Raw genomic sequence first — 16,409 nt, 5'->3', positions numbered from 1 at the left:
ACCGTCTTGGGGTTGCCAGTCTGTATTGACGCGTCTGCAACAAAAGGGCTACTCGCTTGAGCTTCTATTATTGTTGTCAAAAGGACGGTAATCATCATGAGTGATCTTTCTGCGCTCGCCCAAACGGCTAAGGCCTGGACCTTTGAACAGGCCCGCCTCTTGCTCAAACGGGTGGAGAAGCAGGGCATGAAGGGTGATTACGTCCTGTTTGAAACGGGGTATGGCCCTTCTGGCCTTCCTCATATCGGCACGTTTGGGGAGGTGGCGCGCACCTCGATGGTGCGCCATGCCTTTCGCGAATTGTGTGAGGATAAATATCCAACCAAGCTGATCGCTTTTTCTGATGATATGGATGGCATGCGTAAAGTGCCGACCAATTTGCCCAATCAAGAGATGTTGGCCGAGCATCTGCACAAGCCGTTAAGCGATGTGCCCGACCCCTTCGGCACTCATGAGGGCTTTGCTCAGCATAATAATGCGCGTTTGCGCTCTTTCTTGGATAGCTTCGGCTTTGAGTATGAATTCCGCTCTGCGACCCATGAATATCGCTCCGGCGCGTTTGATGAGGCCTTGCTGCATGCCTTGGAGAAGTTCGACGATATTATGGCGGTGATGTTGCCGACTTTGGGCGCGGAGCGTCAGGCGACCTATTCGCCTTTCCTGCCGATCTCTCCCACCACGGGCCGGGTTTTATATGTGCCGATGAAGGCGATTGATGCCAAGGCTGGCACGATCACCTTTGAGGATGAGGACGGGACAGATATCACCATGCCGGTGACCGGCGGGCGCACTAAGCTGCAATGGAAGCCAGATTTTGGCATGCGCTGGGCTGCGCTGGGTGTGGACTTTGAAATGTTTGGCAAGGACCACCAGTCTAATGCCCCGGTTTACTCAAAAATCTGCCGGATTTTAGGCCGTGAACAGCCTGTGCAATATGTCTATGAGCTGTTTTTGGATGATCAGGGTGAAAAGATCTCCAAGTCTAAGGGCAATGGCTTGGCGGTGGAAGAATGGCTGCGCTATGCCCCGCAAGAAAGCCTGGCGCTTTACATGTTCCAAAAACCGCGTACGGCCAAGCGGCTCTATTTTGATGTGATCCCCAAGGCGGTGGATGAGTATCGCCAGCATTTGGCGGCCTATCCCACGCAGGAGCGTAAACAGCAGATCGAAAATCCGGTCTGGCACATCCATGATGGTAATCCGCCACAGCCAGGCTCAGACATCACCTATGCCTTGCTGTTGAACTTGGTCTCTGCGGCCAATGTCGAAACCAAGGCGGCGCTGTGGGCCTTTATTTCACGCTATGCCCCAGAAGCGAGCCCACAAAGTGATCCTTTCCTCGACCGTTTGGCGGGTTATGCGATTGCCTATTACGAAGACTTCGTCAAACCGACCAAAGTCTATCGTGCGCCTACGGATCAAGAGCGCCAAGCCATGGAAGGCTTGGTGGCGCGCCTTAAGGCGCTCGATCCGGGGGAGACCGATGCCGAAGTGATCCAGACCGAGGTTTTTGCCGCCGGTAAAGACGCTGGTATCGAACAGCTGCGCGACTGGTTCAAGGCGCTGTATGAGGTGCTGCTGGGGCAATCCCAAGGCCCGCGCTTTGGGGGTTTTGCTGCCATTTATGGCGTGCCAGAGACGATTGGCCTGATTGAAAAGGGTCTGCGCGGTGAGCTCTCCTAAGGGGGGCTCATTTTGTGCTTGAAGAGAGCGTGTTAAGCTGCTAAACAATCTGTGTCGCAGGGAGTGCGCGTGAGTTTTAAGGGCTGTCATCATGACGCGAACAAGGTCGACCAATTGGTTGAGCTGTTCCACCATGTCATGATGAGGGCGCAAGAGATTGACCAGGCTCCCCGCACCTTCAATACCGGCGTTGTTCTACATCGTGCGGAAATCCATACCCTTCAGGCCATTGGCGATAGTCAGGGCGCGATTATGAAGGATTTGGCCGAACGCATGGGCGTGACACGCGGGGCGATGTCGCAAATGGCGCGCCGGTTAGAGGATAAAGGTCTGATTACGCGCCAGGCAGGACGTAATAGTAAGGAGATTGTCCTGGTCTTAAGCGCTTTGGGCGAAAAAGGGGTTGCGGCCCATAAGGCGTTCCATAGGGCGATGTATCAGACCTTTAGGGACTATTATGGGCCGGATATGGAGGTGCGCCTCGATCAGGCCCTGAAGGTTATGGCAGAGATGGGCGAGATCATCGCGCATTTCGCTGACAGTGAGGCGCATGAGAAAGCGAAGTAGGCCTTCGCTTTTTATTTGCTTATTAAGTTTAGCCGCTTAACAAAGTGGAGTGTGATGTGGTTGTTATGTTTCTTCCTCCGATCCTTTTTTTTGAAGCTCTGATGGCCATGGTGATTATTCATAAGTTTTGGCCCCTCGCGAAATGGGTCTCGGGGCCTTATCGCTGGGTGGGGCTGGCACTGATCATGATCGGCTTGGTGCTGACGATGGGTCAGGCGGGGCGCTTTCGTCGCCACGGCGCGAATGTGCGAAGCCATAAAGCCCCAACGCGCTTCATTCATGATGGCGTTTACAAATACTCTCGTAATCCCATGTATTTGGGCTTTCTTTTGGCCTTGCTCGGGGCGTGGCTTTTCCTGGGCTCAGCCGGGGCCTTGATCCCTGTTGTCGTGTTTGGTCTGGTGATGAATTTCACCTGGATCACTTATGAGGAGGCGTATATGCGCGCCACTTTTGGCGATGAGTATCGCGCCTATTGTCAGCGTGTACGGCGCTGGGTATAACCTATTGGGGGATTTTATTTGAAAAAATCCCCCAATAGGATGCTTCTAAATCCTTAAACATGTTATTCATCACCGTGAGGGATAAACTATGAAAAGCTTAGGACTTAAAATTGGCTTAGCCGTGAGCTTGATTGCTGTTGTCGGTACATATGCTGCACATGCGGTGAGTCAATACTACTCAATTACTTACTACTCGGGGCCGGAAATGGTGACGCGTGTTGGTGAAGAAGCGGTTCTGTGCGATGGGCGTTTTTACTTCAATGGTTCAAGAACGCCATATTATGAGTATGTCGACTTAACGCAGGACTGTGATGGTTTTTAACGGGTGAGGGGCGACGGCCCCTCATTCTCTCGCTAAATGGTGGGGTGAACACTTAGATGCCTGTTTCAGTTCATACAATATAATTTATCAAATTCATTGAATTCGAGCGTGATTTTTCTCTCACCGTGAGATATTTTTTCTCCGTTAACCATAAAGGGAGGAGAGAAAACATCATGTTTTCAATCAAGAAAAAAACAGCCGTATTCGCAATTCTAGCCGCTACTCTGGGTGCTGTTTCAGTATCTGCTTCAGCCTTTGCTTTGTTCAGTTCCAAAATGTGGGAATATACCTACTATTCCAACAGCGCTAAAACAACTGAAGTCGGCTACGGTGTAGACCGTTGTTCATCAGGTCACGTTTGGACCCAAGTTTGGGGGCAGCAAACCTCTTATTCAACCCGCTATGTCGTGGGTTGGTGTGATCAAAATGGTGGTGGTTACTACTAAGCGGTGCACGTTATGAAGATCTCTAAAAAGATTACACTTGCTTTGTGTTCAGCAGGATTGCTGGCTAGCGCCGCTGCAACCGCTGTTGTCGCTCTGCCCAATGAAGCCTTTGAAGTGATTTATTTCTCCAACCCGTCCAAAACCAATGTTGTGGGCGGTCTGGAATATTACTGTGGCTCTCGCTTCTATTCGTGGGGGGAGCGTACATCCTACCGAACCCGGATTTCTTACGGGCCTTGTTAAGTCCAAGCGCCAGATGGGTTTCTCATCTGGCGCTTTTCAATTGTGCGTTTGCGATCATAAAAATATCAAAATGTGAGACAGACTAATCATGACACTCTCTAAAGTCTTTGTTCTGAGTGTATTTTTGGTGTCTGCTTTGGTCGGCGGTGCGGCGATTGTGACAAGGGTTCCTAAGGAGCTTTTTATCATTCGCTATTATGCCGATAAAGACCATCAGCTATTAGTGGGCGAAGTTGAGTATGACTGCTTTGCAGGTTTCAGCAGCTGGGGTGATTATACGCGATATTCGGAACGTCTTAGCTTTGGAAGTTGTGACGTCTAAATGTATTGACGCGTGTGGGAGGCACGTCCTCTTACACGCCTGTTCAAATGCTTGCATTCGGCTGCGCTGCGGGCTATGGCCCAAGCTATGAGCAAAACCCAGACCCTTCCCCAAGATGTTTATATTTACCGCCTTGCCGCCCCTGAGGCGATGGCGCAAGCCTCGCTATCGGGTGCATTCGCGGGCGAGGCGCTTGATGATCGCGATGGCTACATCCATTGTTCGCGACGTGAGCAATTGGAAGACACATTGAGCCTTCATTTTGACGGTGTTGAGCGCTTGGCCCTGGCCAAGATCCGTGTTGCGTCAGTCAATGATCGTCTGAAGTGGGAAAAATCGCGCGGCGGTGCGCTATTTCCTCATCTTTATGGCCCCTTACCCTTCAGCGCGATTGAAAGCGTGCGCTTGATCCGGCGCAATGACGAGGGGGATTGGGTGTTGCCGAGTGATTTAGAGCAGGGATTATAAGCCTCATGAGCCTTCACGATACGATGACCCGTTTCATGCATGTTTTCCCGGCGGAAACGGCCCATGGCTTGGCGCTGACGGGTTTGAAAATGGGCTTTGGCCCGCAGGTTCCGGCGTTGAATGCCCCTGAATTGAAGACCCATTTTGCGGGTCTCGCTTTAGACCATCCTGTAGGGTTGGCGGCCGGATTTGATAAAAATGGTGAAGCGCCGGACGCTCTGCTTAATTGTGGATTTGCCTTTGTTGAATTGGGTGCGGTGACCCCGCGCCCGCAAGCGGGCAATCCAAAACCACGCGTTTTTCGCCTGAGCGCGGATAAAGCCGTCATCAATCGCATGGGCTTTAACAATCAAGGCGTTGAGGCTTTGGCGCGACGTTTGGAAGCGCGCAAGGGTAAGCCCGGCGTGGTCGGGATCAATCTGGGGGCCAATAAGGATTCTGCTGATCGCATCGCCGATTATGTCGCCTTGCTGGAAACCTTGTCGGGATTGGCCAGCTTTTTTACGGTCAATATTTCCTCGCCCAATACGCCCGGCCTTCGCGGGCTGCAAGATGAGGCGAGCCTTCATGCCCTCTTAGAAAAGGTCAATGATGCGCGCGGCGCGGAGCCGGTCTTCTTGAAAATCGCGCCCGATTTGGATGACAGCGCGATTGAGCCGATTTTAGAGGCGGTTCGCGCCCATAATCTTTCTGGTTTGGTTGTCTCCAACACCACGTTGGCACGCCCTGAAAGCTTGAAAGATGCGCAGGCCAGCGAGGCGGGCGGACTGTCAGGTGCGCCTTTGTTTGAGCCTTCGACGGCCTTGTTAAAGGCCTTCCGCCGCGCGGCTGGACCCGCTTTACCGATCATGGGCGTGGGTGGGATTTCCAGCGCTGAGACCGCCTTTACCAAGATCAAAGCCGGGGCCAATGTGGTGCAGTTTTATTCGGCCATGGTCTATGAAGGTCCGGGTCTGGTTCAGCGCGTGCGCGATGGCTTGCTGGATTTGGTAAAAGCCGAGGGCTATGCGTCGATCGCAGATGCGGTAGGGGTCGAGGCCGGGGCGTGAAATTGCGCCATCAGGCCTTTCCAGCCGAGCATTAACGTCCCCGCGCGCGCGATATAATAGCCTAAAAAGGCCAGCCAAAGTCCATGCCCGCCCCACAGCGGGCGCAGTATCGCATCAAGCGCCAGATAAAGGATAAAGGCCGCGATCATGGCATTACGCATCAGCGCGCCGCGCGTTGCCCCGATCATTACCCCATCCAGCTGCCAACTGGCGAGGCCGATGAGCGGCACGAGGGCACAATACGGCAAATAGGTTTTGGCGGCCGCGCGCGCGGTTTCATCCTTGGCCAGAAAGTCAATGATCTCAGGCCCGGCCAGGAAGAAGAGGGCGCTTAACGCCAAGGCAAACCCTAGGGCTTGTTCACTGGTGAGGTAGAGCATGCGCAGGAAATCCTGGCGCGACCCGCGGCCGAGCGCGCGCCCGACCGCGCTTTCGGTGAGATAGGCAAAGGCGTCGAGAAACATCGCGGCGAGGGTGATGAATTGCAATAAAATCGCATTGCCTGCCAGGACTTCAGTGCCTGCGCGCAGGGAGGCTTCATTGAACCAATAAAACCCGGCCAAGAGGGCGAGGGTGCGCAGGAAAATATCGCGGTTGAGCCCGAAATAAGCGCGAAGTCCGGCCCGTTCGATCAAGCGCGTCCAAAGGGCTTTGAGATCCAGGCGCAAATAATCACGCACGCCATAAAGTGCGACGGCCAGGGCGGCGATTTGCGCCAGGGCGCTGGCCGCGGCAACCCCGCCCAGGCCCCCCTCAAAAACGCGCACAAAAAGGATCGAGAAGGCACCATTCACCAGGTTCAAGACCAGCTGAATGATGAAGACCATGCGCGTGCGGCCCATGCCGATCAGCCAGCCCTGCACGGCCATTCCGGCCAGCGCCGCGGGTGCCCCCCAGATGCGCGAAAAGACGTAAGTACTTGTAAGATCGTTGAGCGCGGGACTTGTTGAGAAAGCCATCAAGGCCAGAGGCATAATCAGGGGGCTGAACACAATAAAGCTCAAGCCGACTGTGAACCCGATCCCCATGCCGCGCCAGAGATGAAGGGGTAGGGCGGCTTTATCTTCACGGCCTAGGGCTTGGGCGGTCAGGGCTGTGGCGCTCATCCGTAAAAAGCCAAAGGACCAGTAGAGCGCATTGAAAATCAGTGTGCCGAGCGCCAGCGCGGCCAGATCGGCGGCATCGCCAATTTGGCCAATAACAGCCGTGTCCACCCAGCCCACCAGAGGGCTGGCGATATTCGCCGCGATGATCGGCACGGCCAGCAGGAAAACATCGGCGCGCTTGGTGAGGGATAAAGCCATCATTTCAGCTAGCCTGCCTCCGTCTTCTCTTGCAAGTGGGGATCTGTATCTTACTGTTTGACCCACTGATACAATTTTGGGAGCGCGCCATGTTTCACGCCTATGCGGCCTTTGAAAGCCAAGGTCAATTTCAACCCTATAGCTATGATCCCGGTGAGATTGGGGCTGAAGAGGTTGAAATCAAAGTGGAAAGCTGTGGGCTTTGCCATTCGGATTTGTCCTTGCTGGATGGGGAATGGGGCCGGGTACAATTTCCCTTTGTCCCAGGTCATGAAGTTATCGGTACAATTGTTGAGACCGGCGATCGGGTGAGCCATCTTAAACCGGGCCAAAAAGTGGGGGTGGGCTGGTATGCCCATAGCTGTGGCCATTGCCATCCTTGCATAAGCGGTGATCATAATCTGTGTGGGGACCGCCAAGGCATTATCATGGGCCGCCATGGCGGGTTCGCCGATCGGGTGCGGGTAAAAAGCTTGTGGGCCGTACCATTGCCTGAGGGGATCGACACCCAAAGTGCGGGGCCTTTGTTTTGTGGCGGGGCCACGGTGTTCACGCCCTTTATGGCCTGTGACATCAAGCCCACTGATCGGGTCGGCGTTGTGGGTATTGGTGGGCTGGGCCATATGGCCTTGATGTTTGCGCGCGCATGGGGGTGTGAGGTGACGGCCTTCACTTCTTCAGCCGATAAGGGCGAAGAGGCCATGGCTTTTGGCGCACACCGCGTGGTCAATAGCCGGGATGAAGCGGCCATCAAAGCCGAGAAGGGTCGGTTTGACCTTATCCTTTCGACCGTCAATGTCAGTCTTAACTGGCCGCTTTATATGGAAACCCTGCGCGCGAAGGGCCGCTTGCATTGTGTTGGCGTGCCGTTAGAGCCGATCCCGGCCCATGCCGGTCAATTGATTGATCAACAACGCGCGATATCAGGCTCGCCCGTCAGTTCACCGTCTGTGTTAGCCACGATGTTGGAGTTTTGTGCCCGTCACCAGATCCGACCTAAGGTGGAGGTGATGAAAATGTCTGAGATCAACGCGGCTTTTGAGCGCTTGCGTCAGGGCAAGGCCCATTACCGTATTGTTCTGGAGAATGATGTTTAGGCAATAAAAGGGGGGGGGCTAAGTACGCCGGAGGTTCGTACTTAGCCCGCGCCGGTCAGTCCCCTGGCCGGTTATTCGTTATGGGTTTCAGGTAATAGCTCGCGCTCATCATTGGCCATCGCATCGGCGCGGGCTTGTAAGACCGCCAGCGCTTGGGAGGTCGCCAAGCGGGTGCAACGGGCATGGGATGTGCGCCGCTCGACATAGCGATAGTTTTCTTCCGGGGCGCAGACGCGTGCGGCCGCCGCGCGAATGCGCGCTTCAACCCCGGCGTATTGATCTGGATCGTCTAGGGCAGCGCGGTCAAACCAGACCTCAACGGATGAGGCCTCGTCTTCAGCTTCGCTCACCGTTGATAACAGCTCACGTGATGAGTTTTGGTGCGCGTCGAGGCGTGCATGGAATAAGGCGAGCGCCTGAAGCTCAGCCAATTGCGCGCATTGGGTGATTTCATAGCTAGAACGGCGCGGTTGATCTTCACGCGGAGTGCACACATCCACCGAGGCTGAGCGGATATAGGCTTCGATTTCCTGGATTTTTTGCGGATCGCTGTAATCGTCGGTATTGAACCAGATTTCAACGGAGCCAACCTCGTCATCATGATCACGAGGCGGAACGGCCATGCTGACTGAGGAAGTCGCCACAGCCAGAACGCTGGCTAGGGCAAGCGATACAATCATTTTCATTCTCTGACACTCCACCACTTTTGTTCTTCCACCCCTTGCGGGCGGTATGGGGGGACAATGTCAGAGAATGACTGAAATTGAATTAACTCAGTGAGTAAAGAAATTCTCCCCCTTCTGCGTCATCAGAAGGGGGAGATCGGCCTTAGCGAGAGGCAACAGTGATTGAGCCATTTTCGCTATTGGCGTTACGAACGCGTTCGTGAAGAACGTCGAGAGCGCGACGCTCAGATTCACTTACGCATTCGCGGGCGATACGAATTTCAGTCAGGCTACGCGCTGAGTCAGCATTACAAACGTTTTCAGCGGCATTGCGGATTTGACGCTCCAGGCGCTCAACGCCGCTTTGAATGGTCAATTCGTCAGAATTATAGCGAATTTCATAACGGTTTGAAGGGGCCGCGAAAGCAGACACAGACAGAGTAAGAACAAGGGCAGAGGCAGACAAAAGGATACGCATGGGAGGAGCTCCTAAGGGCTATTTGACCAAGCAAGCCAAGGTGTCCGGATCTCTTGTCCAGACATCTCCTGGCCGGCACGGGCTTTGTGCCCGACTCCCATGACGACACCATGACAGGTTGTGCTGTGTTCACGCAACGCACGATTGCAAAAATGCAAGGCTTTATGCCTCGACATTCGCAATGTGTCATGAAAGATTGGGTGATTCACTAAATGTGATCACCCAATCTTTTGCGCAAAGTCAATTTTGGGCCAGACGTTGGTGGGCTTGTGCATGTTGAATGTGCTGGTCCAATTGCGCATAGGCCGCAGTGCGGGCTTGGTCTAGGCATGATTGCTGATCTTCACCTTCCATATAAATCGCAAAATAAGGGCAAACATTAAGCAATGAAGCATCAATACGATCACGTAGTCTACGAACATCACGCTCGTCAGAAAGATCATAATCAGAGAGGTGGATTGTGCGTTGCTTTACAACAGAATCAGAACTTAGAGTTGTTTGACCGCCTGATGCTAATAGCACTAAGCTAGACAGGGTTGCAATGAACATGGGAGACGCCTTTCGTTTTTAATCAACCAATGCGGCTTTCATCTGTTGTGAAAGTCGGCAGGATCGTTATCGCAAGGCGAAGATTGCACAGGGCTAACGCGAAGATGTCAAAATATTCATTCTTGGTTCATTAATATAGAAAGTCTATTTCATAGAGATGTTTAGGCGCATATTAAAATGCGGTTATGTGTTGGACATATAGGGGAAAGCTTTAATTTGAGGGCAATTAAAGCGCTGTTTCCGTTATCTTTTTAAGAGTGGTCTAAAAATCAGATAACAGCGATAAAGTCCTTCGCCGATCCAGACGATGGGCGGCTGGGCACAGATTTTACCGAGAGTTTTCATCTTAGGTGAGCGCTGCCAGACCGCACAGAAGGCGGCAAAACCGCTGATCCAAGCCCCATTTTCGTCGCGAACATGAAAGCGCGCCATCAGTTGGGCTTGATCGGGTGCGCCAGAGGCATGCTCAAGACTGGTGAGGTCTTGAGAAATGTCAACGAAGTCCGCCGCCACGCCTTGGGCACGGTACCCGTCGATCTCGGTGCGGCACACCGGACAGGCCCCGTCATAGCACACGGTGAGGGCAGTGGTATTGGATGTTGGCTCGGTCATGGTGAAGAGTTTAAACCCTTATAGTCGAAACTGTATGAGCCATTACGCCGCATCGACGCGTTTGATCATGAAGTGAGCGTGGAGCGTGGCGACGGGGGCTTCGCGGCGATCTTGCCAGGCTTCGACGCGGACATTGGCCACGCGAGAGCCCAGCCGGCCGATCACGGCGCGCGCATAGACATCCTTGGCCGCAGCGGGACGTAGATAATCCACGGAAACGTCAATGGTTTTCGGAAGGCCCTCTAACTCAGCCGCGCATAGAAGGCTCGCGCTCGCCGTCATTTCCATGAAAGCGCCGACCGCACCGCCATGAAGGGCGGGGATCAGGGGATTACCCACGATATGCGGTGCGAAGGCCATAACGCCGGTCAGTTCATCGCCATGCTGATCGAAGCGTACGCCCATGGCTTTGACATAGGGCGAGGTCAACAAGCGCTCCAAGGATTGGCTCATGAGGCGTCTCCTTTGAAGAGGGCTTTAGCTTTTTCGACGGCTTTTTGGCTGGCGCGCGTGACCATGAAGGTCGATTGGGCCAGGGCCACGGGATTGTCTGGATCGCCATCATGGGCACTGGCGCGCACGAAGGCGATCAGGCCAGAGGTTTTGACGCAATGGGCCTCAGCGACGATATCCGCGCCAGGCTGGGCCGGGCGCATATAATCAAGACGCAGATCCAGTGTTGCTACCGGGTCATGGCCGCCAAAACCGGCAAAGGCCGCAAGCCCGCAGACATGATCCAACAGGGCCGTAACCACCCCGCCATGAATGACGCCGGTTTCAGGATCGCCGACAAAATCGCCATGATAGGGCGCGCGCATTTGCGCGCTGCCTTCACCAATGGCTTCTAATTTCAGACCCAGATGAACGGCATGGGGTGAGCCGTCGACCATAAGATGGCCCAGCTCAACCAATTGAGGGTGGGGTGCTTTATCCATACCCTCGCTCATACCGGAGAACGTGTAAGGGGTCTAATATTTTATACCTTACGCGATTTAGTGATGTGCGTGACGACCGACGATTTTTTCCAAGCCATGAATGACGTCTAGCCGATCTTTGGCGCGCGCTTCATACAGATCACGGATCCGATTAAGGGTCGCGCGATGCAGGCCAATAATGGCTTGGGCTTCGGGGTCGATCTGGTCCACACGCTCTAAGAAGAAGCGCAAAGAGCGCCCAACCCGTGCGGCGATCGGATCGCCGCGGCGTAGCATTTCAAACGACATGCTGTCGGCCTGGGCCATGGCGGCCTGAAGCGGATCGGTGAGGCCAGCTTCGATATCCTGATCGCGCTTATAATTATGGCTGGGTAGCGGGCGTGGACGCCGACGCCGGCGATCAGGCCCGGTAAAGCCTTCGGTTAAGATAAAGGCGCGCGGACTATCTTGAATTTGATCGAGGCGGGCAATCAGTCGGTTGGGCGAGATCGGCTTGAGCAGATATTCATTGGCCCCGGCATCACGGGCCGAGGCGACATCGTTAAAGCGATTGCGCGCACTCACCACCATGATCGGGGTTTGGCGGGCATGCTTGGGGGACTGGCGCAGTTGACGAATAGCGTGCAGGCCTTGAGTGCTATTATCCTGCCAATCCATCAGCAGGGTGGCCTGATTGCCGATGGCCAGGGCATTTAACGCATCTTCGGGCGATTGGGTGGTTTCCACCGCGCGCGCCCCCGCATGTCGCAGGATGTCGCGCATCAATTGACGGGTGAAGGAAAACGGATCGCAGATGATGACCAGGCGCTCTCGCCAGTCTTTCACGCTTTGAGGTTCTTGTTCTTGCCAAGATACCGCTTCGATCGCCATTGCCGTCCCCATCGTCCATTCCAAGAAAGACGCTGGAGATAGCGTAAAGTTCCCACGCGCGCGTGGCTAAATTTAGGTTAGGGTTAAGTAAGGGTGAAGCGATTGAACGCCTCACCCCTTATAGGCCTTAACGCTTGGCATTGAGCGCGCTGAGCACCCGCCACAAGATCCAAATCGGTACGACGAGAACCGCGCCTAAGAAGAAGTAGCGCACGGACCAGCCGAAGGATTCGGTGATGATGTGTAAGAACCGATCCCAGGCCTCAAACAATGTGCCGAAGAAATCGACCCACAGATCTGCCGGGTCGACATTAAACGCACCGAGGACCAGCCCCGCGACCACACAGAATATGATCAAGGTAATGATGTCGGTCGGTTTAATACTGATCAGGCGTTGAACAAAGCTGCGCTTGTCCTCGACTGTATTCTCAGGCGTGTTGTTTGACGGGCTCATAGCCTTAATCTTTCTTCCAATTAGGGCCGGATTGTGGCCGCATCCCTTACGCTTTGGTCATGTGGGGCACCAGGCCTATGCCTCGCCGCCTTTATGAATCTCGACCTGATGAGGATAGGGTATTTCAATGCCGTTGGCGTCAAAGGCCTCTTTGACCGCTTTCATGGTGTCGAAATAAATCCCCCAATAATCCTCTGTATTACACCAGACCCGGGTCACAATGTCGATGGAGGATGTATTATGCGCCAGGACGCCCAAAAAGGCTTCAGGCTCGGCATGGATGCGGGTGTCCTTGGCGACAACCTCACGAATGACGCTCATCGCTTTATTGATGTCGTCATCATAGGAAATGCCGAAGGTGAAATCGACGCGGCGCGTGGCGTGGAAAGAATAATTGGTAATCACCTGGCCCCAGGCATTGCCGTTGGGAACGATGATCTGCTTATTATCCGGCGTCGCCAGCTCTGTCGTGAACAGGGTGATTTCTTTGACTGTGCCTGAAGTGCCCGCAATCTCGACGAAATCTCCAATGCGATAAGGGCGGAAGAAGACGATCATCACGCCTGCGGCCAGGTTTGAGAGTGTGCCCTGTAAGGCAAGGCCGATGGCCAAGGTTGCGGCACCCAAGGCGGCCACGATTGAGGTGGTCTGAACGCCAAAGCGATTAAGGACCGAGATGAAGACCACGGCCATGATCGCGTATTTCACAACGGAAGAGAAGAAAGACGATAAGGTCTTGTCAATGCGCGGATTGCGTTCAGCGGCGCGGCGCACCATGCGGCTGGCGAAACCCGCAATGAACATACCCACGACGAAAATCAGGGCAGCCAAACCAACATTGATGGCCAGTTCTAGGCCGCGAAACATTAAGGGCTGGGCCAGGGCGGCCAGATCAAAACCTTTGTCTTCCATTATGTCCCCCAGGGATGGATAAGAAATATTAGACTTAGCGCTAACACTATAATGCACTCAATTCTAGAAGTGTTGCAGAGCAATATGTCGAATGCGGGTATGGGGATGGGTTAAAATTGGGTAAGTTGTTTCCCAGATTGTCTTGGGGAGAACGACATGGCAAACCCACCTGCGCCGGATATGGTGCAAAACAAAGGGATTTTGGGCTGGATTGAGCGCACGGGGAACCGTCTGCCAGACCCTGTTTTCATTTTCTTTTATCTGATGGCGGGTTTAATCGCGATCAGTGTCTTGTGCGCGATGTTCGGTCTGGCGGTGGAGCACCCCACCCAGCTTGATGACAACGGCAATCCCGTGATCATCAAAGCGGTCAGCCTGTTTTCAGCTGAAAACCTCAATCGCTTGATCGTTCAAATGCCGGCCACCTTTACCCACTTCCACCCTTTGGGCTATGTATTGGTGGTGATGCTGGGCGCGGGTGTGGCCGAACGCACCGGCCTGTTCAGCGCCGCGATGCGCGGCAGTATCTCTAAAGCCCCGCATTTCCTTTTGACCCCAATGGTTGCCTTGGTGGCGATGATCGGGAACCATGCGGCGGATTCCGCCTATGTGGTCTTGATCCCCTTGGCGGGCGTGATTTTTGCGGCGGCTGGGCGCCATCCCATCGCTGGGATTACCGCGGCGTTTGCCGGGGTGTCGGGCGGGTTCTCGGCCAATATCTTCCCGGGCCAGCTTGATGCGCTTTTGTTTGGGATTACCGAAACCACCGTTCAGGCCTTGGTGCCGGATTGGACTGTGAATCTGGCGGGTAATTGGTATTTCATTGCGGCGATGACCCTGGTCTTCTTGCCGGTCATTTGGTTTGTCACCGATGCGATCGTAGAGCCCCGCCTGGGTAAATGGAGCGATCATGGTGCCGCGAACAGTGAGGATACCGACCGTCAGGACTTGAATGCGGGTGAGCGCAAGGGCTTGATGATGGCAGGTTTAGGCTTGCTGATGGTCATTGCGATTTGGGCGCTGTTGTCGACGGATGTGCTGGCGATGGTCACGGGTGGTGCGGCCTCACTGTGGGGCGGGAATATCCCGCTGATCGATGAAAGCGCAACCGGGCCGGGGCGTTTAACGCCATTCTATCGCTCACTGGTGGCGGGTTTCCTTCTCTTGTTTCTGGTTGCAGGCTGGCTTTATGGCGCGGCCGCAGGCACAGTTAAATCGCACCGTGATGTGGTGGAGATGATGGCCGGGGCGATGAAGGATCTGGGTTATTATCTGGTTCTGGCCTTTGCTGCGGCGCATTTTGTGGCGCTCTTCAATTGGTCAAATCTGGGTATCATCTTTGCGGTCAATGGCGCACACGCGCTGGAGGCTTCCGGTCTGCCCTTGCCGATCTTGATGGGTTTGATGGTGATCTTCACCGGTATCGCCAACCTCTTCGTGGGCTCGGCCAGTGCGAAATGGGCGCTATTGGCCCCTGTTATGGTGCCGATGATGATGTTGCTGGGCGTCAGCCCGGAAATGGCCACCGCCACTTATCGTGTTGGGGATAGTGCCACGAATATCATCACGCCGTTGATGGTCTATTTCCCACTGATCTTGGTCTTTGCCCAACGCTGGCAGCCTGAATTTGGTCTAGGCTCTTTGACTGCGGCCATGGTGCCGTATTCAATCTGGCTGATGATTGTCGGTGTCGCACTAACCGTGGCCTGGGTCTATCTGGGTTGGCCTTTGGGGCCGGGCGCAGAGGTTCATTACACGCTACCGGCGATGAACCCGTAAGCGTTCTTAGCCTTCATATGAAAGAACGGCCTCGCTTTGCGGGGCCGTTTTTTATGCGTGGTTTAAAGGCTCTGGAGGTCTCTTAAAGACGTTAAGCTTAGTGAGTGTCCTCGCCCGTCATAACATTCGGGTTGATCAGCATGATTTTCTGCCAGATCTTACGTGAGAGAGCGGTGGTGAGGTTTTCGACATCCGCCACTGCATTGATGATCACCGGATCATGGGCACTTTGACCATACAGCGCGGCCAGCTTCGCTGTCAGCGAAAGCATTTCCGAGCAATAATCAAGATAGCGATTGAGCTGAAACGCGGTCATCGGTTCGCGATCAGGTGAGGATTGCGTGCGCGGACCATGACCCAGGATCGCCGTGGGATCCTTGGTCAGCTGATGCATATCAATGATATGCGCGATGGCGCGCAATTGATGAAGGTCGGACAGGGCGCGCCGACGTTTAATGCGCTCTTCCACCGTCGTCAGAAAGAAAATACCCGCGCCCATCAAGATCAGGGTATTGAGCGCGGCGTCAACGCCCTCGACGAAGGAAAAGACCTCGGTGTTGGAGACATTGAAGTCGAACAGATTGACCATATGGCTGATGATGACCGCTTGCCCGGCAAGCCCCAGCACCACCAAAATCATCAATCCGCCGCGTAACAACATATAGGGCCGAGCAATGGCGCGCACGCGCCTGTCACTGCGCTCGGCCTGTTCCAGCAGATCCTTACAGACCCCATTGAGGCTGGTTGTGGGAAAGCGCTCTTCCACCCGCAGCACCAGCTGGCGCAGCGCCTTGATAATCGACTGAGCGTGTAAGCGTGTGTCCCCCATAGCCACGATTTTAGCGTGCATGTGTGACAGATTTAAGGGGTAAAGTGGGGAAGAAGAAATAAAGGCACCGCACGGATCTCAAGGGGGGAGGGGAAGAGAGCGCTGTGCGGTGCCTTATGGGGAAGCCTCTAGCGAGGGGGGAGACTATCGGCTTCCGAAGTAAATGCATACGTTGAACGCGTTTTGCATTACCGTTATAAGGGGAAATGTCTTATAAAAAAGTAAATCTTGGCCTCACGCGCATATTTTTTTGAGCGCGTTCAGCCATGAAAAAAGGCGGTGACAAAATCACCGCCTTTTTCAAGGAATTGGGGAAAAGCGC

22 protein-coding genes are annotated in these 16,409 nt (G+C 54.3%); 11 read left to right on the top strand and 11 right to left on the bottom strand.

Features of this window, described 5'->3' with window-relative positions; all coding sequences use genetic code 11:
• The first annotated feature begins 96 nt into the window (after positions 1-96).
• The 9 genes from H151_RS0101775 to H151_RS0101750 all read left to right on the top strand — a co-directional run bounded on the left by H151_RS0101775 (position 97) and on the right by H151_RS0101750 (position 5,603).
• Positions 97-1,683, top strand: coding sequence for a lysine--tRNA ligase (locus H151_RS0101775; RefSeq protein ID WP_019959908.1), 1,587 nt, complete (start codon positions 97-99; stop codon positions 1,681-1,683).
• A 69-nt stretch (positions 1,684-1,752) separates the two neighbouring features.
• Entirely contained in the window at positions 1,753-2,250 is a 498-nt protein-coding gene (locus tag H151_RS16775; protein ID WP_156823341.1) for a MarR family transcriptional regulator, read from the top strand.
• A 65-nt stretch (positions 2,251-2,315) separates the two neighbouring features.
• The gene (locus H151_RS0101765; protein WP_019959906.1) at positions 2,316-2,753 is read left to right on the top strand and encodes a methyltransferase family protein; all 438 of its coding nucleotides are present in this window, start codon (positions 2,316-2,318) and stop codon (positions 2,751-2,753) included.
• An 88-nt stretch (positions 2,754-2,841) separates the two neighbouring features.
• The gene (locus H151_RS17475) at positions 2,842-3,075 is read left to right on the top strand and encodes a hypothetical protein (protein ID WP_156823339.1); all 234 of its coding nucleotides are present in this window, start codon (positions 2,842-2,844) and stop codon (positions 3,073-3,075) included.
• 173 nt (positions 3,076-3,248) lie between these two features.
• Positions 3,249-3,521, top strand: coding sequence for a hypothetical protein (locus H151_RS17470; protein ID WP_156823338.1), 273 nt, complete (start codon positions 3,249-3,251; stop codon positions 3,519-3,521).
• Positions 3,522-3,533: 12 nt separating this feature from the next.
• The gene (locus tag H151_RS17465) at positions 3,534-3,764 is read left to right on the top strand and encodes a DUF6289 family protein (protein ID WP_156823337.1); all 231 of its coding nucleotides are present in this window, start codon (positions 3,534-3,536) and stop codon (positions 3,762-3,764) included.
• 88 nt (positions 3,765-3,852) lie between these two features.
• Positions 3,853-4,086, top strand: coding sequence for a hypothetical protein (locus H151_RS0101760; protein WP_019959905.1), 234 nt, complete (start codon positions 3,853-3,855; stop codon positions 4,084-4,086).
• Between the two features lie 87 nt (positions 4,087-4,173).
• Positions 4,174-4,554, top strand: a complete 381-nt coding sequence (locus H151_RS0101755) for a DUF952 domain-containing protein (protein ID WP_026353762.1) — start codon at positions 4,174-4,176, stop codon at positions 4,552-4,554.
• Positions 4,555-4,559: 5 nt separating this feature from the next.
• Positions 4,560-5,603: a quinone-dependent dihydroorotate dehydrogenase gene (locus H151_RS0101750; protein ID WP_019959903.1), complete on the top strand. Its 1,044-nt coding sequence runs from the start codon at positions 4,560-4,562 to the stop codon at positions 5,601-5,603.
• Here H151_RS0101750 and H151_RS0101745 read toward each other — a convergent pair.
• On the bottom strand, positions 5,558-6,910 hold the full coding sequence (locus H151_RS0101745) for an MATE family efflux transporter (protein ID WP_019959902.1): 1,353 nt from the start codon (positions 6,908-6,910) through the stop codon (positions 5,558-5,560). The genes H151_RS0101750 and H151_RS0101745 overlap by 46 nt on opposite strands.
• A gap of 86 nt (positions 6,911-6,996) precedes the next feature.
• Between H151_RS0101745 and ahr the strand changes: the two genes are divergently transcribed.
• On the top strand, positions 6,997-8,004 hold the full coding sequence (ahr, locus tag H151_RS0101740) for an NADPH-dependent aldehyde reductase Ahr (protein ID WP_026353761.1): 1,008 nt from the start codon (positions 6,997-6,999) through the stop codon (positions 8,002-8,004).
• Between the two features lie 71 nt (positions 8,005-8,075).
• On the opposite strand, the gene H151_RS0101735 is transcribed toward ahr, so the two are convergent.
• The 9 genes from H151_RS0101735 to H151_RS0101695 form a co-directional block, all read right to left on the bottom strand.
• Positions 8,076-8,690 carry a UrcA family protein gene (locus H151_RS0101735; protein WP_019959900.1) on the bottom strand — a complete coding sequence of 205 codons (615 nt, stop codon included), beginning with the start codon at positions 8,688-8,690 and terminating at the stop codon, positions 8,076-8,078.
• 142 nt (positions 8,691-8,832) lie between these two features.
• Positions 8,833-9,147 (bottom strand): UrcA family protein, encoded by a 315-nt coding sequence (locus H151_RS0101730; RefSeq protein WP_019959899.1) that lies wholly within the window; start codon positions 9,145-9,147, stop codon positions 8,833-8,835.
• 240 nt (positions 9,148-9,387) lie between these two features.
• The gene (locus tag H151_RS0101725) at positions 9,388-9,696 is read right to left on the bottom strand and encodes a UrcA family protein (protein ID WP_019959898.1); all 309 of its coding nucleotides are present in this window, start codon (positions 9,694-9,696) and stop codon (positions 9,388-9,390) included.
• A gap of 243 nt (positions 9,697-9,939) precedes the next feature.
• The gene (locus tag H151_RS0101720; RefSeq protein ID WP_019959897.1) at positions 9,940-10,308 is read right to left on the bottom strand and encodes a thiol-disulfide oxidoreductase DCC family protein; all 369 of its coding nucleotides are present in this window, start codon (positions 10,306-10,308) and stop codon (positions 9,940-9,942) included.
• A gap of 42 nt (positions 10,309-10,350) precedes the next feature.
• Complete coding sequence (locus tag H151_RS0101715; RefSeq protein ID WP_019959896.1) at positions 10,351-10,761, bottom strand: PaaI family thioesterase; 411 nt, start codon at positions 10,759-10,761, stop codon at positions 10,351-10,353.
• On the bottom strand, positions 10,758-11,243 hold the full coding sequence (locus tag H151_RS0101710; protein ID WP_156823336.1) for a PaaI family thioesterase: 486 nt from the start codon (positions 11,241-11,243) through the stop codon (positions 10,758-10,760). The genes H151_RS0101715 and H151_RS0101710 overlap by 4 nt, the downstream gene beginning before the upstream one ends.
• Positions 11,244-11,300: 57 nt before the next feature.
• On the bottom strand, positions 11,301-12,113 hold the full coding sequence (locus H151_RS16770; RefSeq protein WP_019959894.1) for a response regulator: 813 nt from the start codon (positions 12,111-12,113) through the stop codon (positions 11,301-11,303).
• Positions 12,114-12,240: 127 nt separating this feature from the next.
• A complete protein-coding gene (locus H151_RS0101700; protein ID WP_019959893.1) occupies positions 12,241-12,567 on the bottom strand; it encodes a DUF6460 domain-containing protein in 327 nt (108 codons plus the stop codon).
• Positions 12,568-12,642: 75 nt separating this feature from the next.
• Positions 12,643-13,479 (bottom strand): mechanosensitive ion channel family protein, encoded by an 837-nt coding sequence (locus H151_RS0101695; protein ID WP_019959892.1) that lies wholly within the window; start codon positions 13,477-13,479, stop codon positions 12,643-12,645.
• A 156-nt stretch (positions 13,480-13,635) separates the two neighbouring features.
• On the opposite strand from H151_RS0101695, the gene H151_RS0101690 reads away from it, so the two are divergent.
• On the top strand, positions 13,636-15,258 hold the full coding sequence (locus H151_RS0101690) for an AbgT family transporter (RefSeq protein WP_019959891.1): 1,623 nt from the start codon (positions 13,636-13,638) through the stop codon (positions 15,256-15,258).
• Between the two features lie 97 nt (positions 15,259-15,355).
• Here H151_RS0101690 and H151_RS0101685 read toward each other — a convergent pair whose 3' ends face one another.
• The gene (locus tag H151_RS0101685; protein WP_026353760.1) at positions 15,356-16,108 is read right to left on the bottom strand and encodes a hypothetical protein; all 753 of its coding nucleotides are present in this window, start codon (positions 16,106-16,108) and stop codon (positions 15,356-15,358) included.
• Between the last annotated feature and the right edge of the window lie 301 nt (positions 16,109-16,409).

Origin of the sequence: Woodsholea maritima DSM 17123 (assembly GCF_000382325.1) — a bacterium.
GTDB lineage: Bacteria > Pseudomonadota > Alphaproteobacteria > Caulobacterales > Maricaulaceae > Woodsholea > Woodsholea maritima.
Note: the sequence above shows the minus strand (reverse complement) of the source record. Positions and strands in the feature narration are given on the sequence as shown.